Here is a 4,527-nt window from a genome sequence, read left to right as displayed (position 1 = left end):
GAGTATGGATGACATCGGGACGGGGCGGCGCCGAGGCGGCGACAGCGGGGACCGGGGCGAGGGCCGGGCGGGCCGGGACGGCCGGGACGGCGCGAAGAACCGGGACCGGCTGAGCGACGACCAAGCCGAGCGGTTGTTGGACGCTTTCCGGGCCGCCGGTCTGGGCAGAGCGGGACTCGGGAAAGCTCAAATTCCCACTCCGGATCGACAGTCCGGTGTGGGAAGCCAGGAGCACTACCCGGCGCCCGGTCCGGCGGTTTTGCCCGGTACGGGAAATTCTGCCGTCGCCGGATCACCCTCCCGGGTGGCATACTCGGCCGGCTGGGAGGGCGCCGGCGATGCCACTAGCGGAGCGCCCGGACCGGCACACCATGAATCGGCACTCCATGAGTCGGCACAGGCCGGTGAATCGGTGCGGACCGATGAATCGGTGCAGATCGGTGAATCGGTGCAGATCGGTGAATCGGCACAGGTCGGTGAATCAGCACAGATCGGTGATCGGACGCGGTCCGACGGCGCGGCGGCCCCGAGTGGGGCCGGCCGGGCGGCCGGACCGGCAATCTCGGGGGACGTTGGAGGTGGCACGACCGTGAGCAGCGTGGACTTCCTCGCGGACCTCGGGCCTTCGGCGGACGTGCGCGCGGTGGCCAGGGTACTGTCCGCCGCCGCCGCGCCGCCGTGGCCGCACGAGCTCCGCGGTTATGAATCGGCGCGTCGCGCCTTTGAGAACGCCGGGAGCGCCGGGAACATCGGGAAGGCCGGGAGCGCCGGTGCCACCCCGGTCCGGCACAGCTACGCCGTCCCCCTGCGCCGGTTGCTCGGCGTGAAGCTGGCCGCGGTGGCCGGGGCGTTGAGCGTCACCGGGGTCGCGGTCGCGGCGGAGGCCGACGTGCTGCCCTCGCCGATCCAGCGGGCCGCGCACCAGGTGCTCGGCGGCGTCGGCGTGCCCGAGCCGGATCCCGCCGAGCGGACCGGGCAGTTGATGGCGTCCTCGCCGGACTCCTCGTCCGGGCAGCTGGCGTCGCCGGACTCGGTGAGTTCGAACCGTGCCTCAGGCGGCCGTTCCGGCGGTGGCAGCGGTGGCAGTGGCAGCGGCGGCAGCAGTTCCGGCGATGGCAGCGGCGGCGGCGTGTTGCCGGGGACCCCGAGCGGGACGGCCGACACCGACAGCCCGCCGGGACAGAGCCCTTCGATGCCGTCCGCCGCCGACGTAGTGGCGCTGTGCCGGGCCTATATCGCCCATAAGGGCGCCGCCGCCGACGGTGGAAACGGCGCCGGCAACAGCGCCGGCAACGGCGATGGGAACGCGAACGGCAACGGCGGGCTCAACGCGCACGACCGGCGCCGGCTGACCCAACTGGCCGGCGGTGCGGACCGGATCGACGCCTTCTGCGCGCGGGTGCTGGCCTCCGCCTCGACCGGCGGACCGGTGATCCCGCAACCCACCGACGGCTCCACGAAGCCCTCGGCGACGCCGGATCCGTCGCACGGCCACAAGCCCGCCACCAGTCCCAGCACCCCGGGTTCCCCCGGTTCCAGTACCTCGGGTTCCAGCAGCAGCCCGGACTGGAACCCGGCCACCAGCGGCACCGGGGACGGCGGCGGGAGCGGGCCCGGCCACGCCCCGGGCCCGTCCCACTCCGGCCACTGAGACACCCCGTTTGACCTGCTGCGGTAACGGCAGAAGGGGTTGGGCACGCCTATTCCGGCAAGAGGGATCGCGGCATGCGAGCCCGGCCGTACCCATCCCTGCCGGCCGGTCCTCCAGGTTGTGCCCCGCGGCCCTGCCGCGGGGCACAACCACCTCCAGTCCCGAACTATCCGGCGGTCGGCGAAATGCGAATCCCCCCTCAGTTCAGCCCTGCCCCCGACCGGGCGCGGCCCCCTCGGCCCTCGGGGCCGCAGCCCGGCGACGTCCCCGCGCCCCGCGGCCCGTATCCTGGCGCGCAGCCGACCGGTCCCGACGGGTATCCGGGGCACGGAGTCCGTCCCACCGGTGCTCCGCCTCCGCCGCCCGGACCGGGGCGTCAGCCCGGGCCGCCCAGGCCTGCCGCGTAGGTACTTCCGCAGGTCAGCAGGGGGTGTAACACCAGAGCGCGCCCCGACGCCTCTATTAACGGCGAGAAGGTGGCATCTCGTACAGTGTTCGGCTCCGGAACCCGTCGCCCATTCCCGACGGGATCCGGAGCTGAATGCTTATATACGGGAGCTGCGCTATAGGGGAGCCACGCTAAAGGGGACCCTCGCGCAAACCCTGTTGCGGTTCTCTACAGAGCTGCGGGACCTTGGTCGCCAAGATGAATGAGAAGGACATAGTCCGCTTGTCGAAGCGGATGTCGAACTGGCTGCGCCACAATCCCGGCGCGATCGGCCTGACGATGGACGGGGCCGGCTGGGTCAGCGTCGATCAACTCCTGGCCAACGCCGCCGCACGCGGAGAGCGCTTCAGCCGCGAACAGCTGGACCTGGTCGTCGCCGAGAACAACAAAGACCGCTTCGAGTTCGACGACACCGGAACCCTGATCCGGGCCCGCCAGGGCCACTCGGTGCCGGTAGACCTCGGATATGCGCAGGCTGAGCCCCCGGACGTGCTCTACCACGGCACCGCGCAGAGCACCCTGACCCTGATCTGGCGCGACGGCCTCCGGCCGATGAACCGCCACGCGGTCCACCTGTCCCCGGACACCGAGACCGCGGTGAAGGTCGGCAGCCGGCACGGCAAGCCGGCGGTGCTGGCCGTCGCCGCCGCGCGCATGCACACCGACGGCTTCCAGTTCTCGGTGAGCGGTAACGGTGTGTGGCTGACCGATGCCGTGCCCGCGGAGTACCTGCGCGAGGTCACGATCCGGCGCTAATACGATTTGCCGCGAAGGCCGCGCTCCGTCACGATCGTCCAATGCTCCTGACGATTACCGCGACGCCGCCCGACGGCGCCGACTGGCCCGCCACTGACCTGGGCTTCCTGCTGCACAAGAACCCCGACCGGGTTCAGGTCTTCAGCCAGAGCTACGGCCAGGCCCACGTCTTCTATCCCGTGGCGGGTCAACAGGAGTGCACGGCCGCGTTGCTGTTGGAGGTGGACCCGATCGCCCTGGTGCGCGGCCGGGGCCGCAACAGCCCGGACTTCGCCCTGTCGCAGTACGTCAACGACCGCCCCTACGCGGCCTCCTCGCTGCTGGCCTCGGCGCTCGGCCACGTCTTCCGCACCGCGCTGCGCGGACGCTGCGACCAGCGTCCCGAACTGGCCGCCACCCCGCTGCCGCTGCGGATCGAGGTGCCGACGCTCATCTGCCGCGAGCCGGAACTCGCCGCCGAGCTGTTCGAGCCGCTGGGCTGGACGGTCACGGCCGAGCCGGTGGCGCTGGACCCGGCGTTCCCGGAGTGGGGCGCCTCCCGCTACACCAAGCTGACGCTCACCGGGACCCTGCGCCTGTCCGACGCGCTGTCGCACCTGTTCGTGCTGCTCGCGGCGCTCGACGGCGCCAAGCACTACTGGGTGGGCAACGACGAGGTCGACAAGCTGGTCCGGGTCGGCGAGGGCTGGCTCGGCACGCACCCGCTGCGCGCCATGATCGCCCGCCGCTACCTGGCCCGCCGCCAGCCGCTGGTGCGCGAGGCGCTGGCCCGGCTCGCGGAGGTGGACGAGGTCGAGCCGGAGGCGCTGGACAACGCGGTGGGGTTCGAGGAGGAGCCGGCCGCCGACATCGCTTGCTCCACGCAAGACACACCCCACCCGCCCAGGGGGCTTACCCACCAAGAAAAGGTAGACGGGCAAAGCGAATCCGCTCCAGGATCCGCCGCCACGCCGACCGAGGTCAACGAATCCGATCCGAAGTTGCGCCAGGCGAGCGAACGCAAGCAGTCCCTGGCCACCGCGCGCCGCGAAGCCGTCGTCGAGGCCCTGCACGAGGTCGAAGCCGCGCGCGTCCTCGACCTCGGCTGCGGCGAGGGTGCGCTGCTGCGCGATCTCCTCAAGGACAAGGCGTTCAGCGAGGTCGTCGGTATCGACGTCTCGGCCCGCGCGCTCCAGATCGCCGCGCGCAAGCTCCGCGTCGATCGCCTGCCCGAACGCGTCCAGGCCCGGCTGACCCTGCGCCAGGGCGCGCTGACCTACACCGACGCGCAGCTGGCCGGCTACGACGCCGCGGTCCTGATGGAGGTCATCGAGCACGTCGACCCGCACCGGCTGTCGGCCCTGGAGCACGCCGTGTTCCGCGCCGCACACCCCCGCGCGGTCGTGGTCACCACGCCGAACGCCGAGTACAACGTCCGCTACGAGACGCTGGAGGCCGGCCGGTTCCGGCACAGCGACCACCGTTTCGAGTGGACGCGCGCGGAGTTCCGTGGCTGGGCCGAACGGGTCGCCGCCGCACACGGCTACGCCGTGCGCTTCAAGCCGGTCGGCGAGGTCGACCCGGAGCTCGGGCCGTCCACGCAGCTCGCGCTTTTCACTATTGCCAAGACCCAGAACGAGACCCAGAACGAGAAGGAGGCCTCGACCGATGTCTGACCCGACCGCCCCCGAGC

Annotated in this window: 3 protein-coding genes; all 3 read left to right on the top strand. The window is 71.7% G+C overall.

Annotated features, from left to right (window positions below; all coding sequences use genetic code 11):
• Positions 1-589 precede the first annotated feature (589 nt).
• Positions 590-1,651 carry a hypothetical protein gene (locus tag IZR01_RS48275; protein ID WP_194927794.1) on the top strand — a complete coding sequence of 354 codons (1,062 nt, stop codon included), beginning with the start codon at positions 590-592 and terminating at the stop codon, positions 1,649-1,651.
• A gap of 646 nt (positions 1,652-2,297) precedes the next feature.
• Positions 2,298-2,855 carry an RNA 2'-phosphotransferase gene (locus IZR01_RS48270; protein ID WP_194927793.1) on the top strand — a complete coding sequence of 186 codons (558 nt, stop codon included), beginning with the start codon at positions 2,298-2,300 and terminating at the stop codon, positions 2,853-2,855.
• A 41-nt stretch (positions 2,856-2,896) separates the two neighbouring features.
• Positions 2,897-4,510 carry a 3' terminal RNA ribose 2'-O-methyltransferase Hen1 gene (locus IZR01_RS48265; RefSeq protein ID WP_194927792.1) on the top strand — a complete coding sequence of 538 codons (1,614 nt, stop codon included), beginning with the start codon at positions 2,897-2,899 and terminating at the stop codon, positions 4,508-4,510.
• Positions 4,511-4,527: the final 17 nt, after the last annotated feature.

The organism is Catenulispora pinisilvae (genome assembly GCF_015356865.1).
Lineage (GTDB): Bacteria > Actinomycetota > Actinomycetes > Streptomycetales > Catenulisporaceae > Catenulispora > Catenulispora pinisilvae.
This window is presented reverse-complemented; position numbering and strand designations above follow the sequence as displayed.

Bases quoted from the DNA above. Each gene is read 5' to 3' on its own strand.
- IZR01_RS48270 (WP_194927793.1), top strand. From the start codon at position 2,298: ATGAATGAGAAGGACATAGTCCGCTTGTCGAAGCGGATGTCGAACTGG.
- IZR01_RS48265 (WP_194927792.1), top strand. From the start codon at position 2,897: ATGCTCCTGACGATTACCGCGACGCCGCCCGACGGCGCCGACTGGCCC.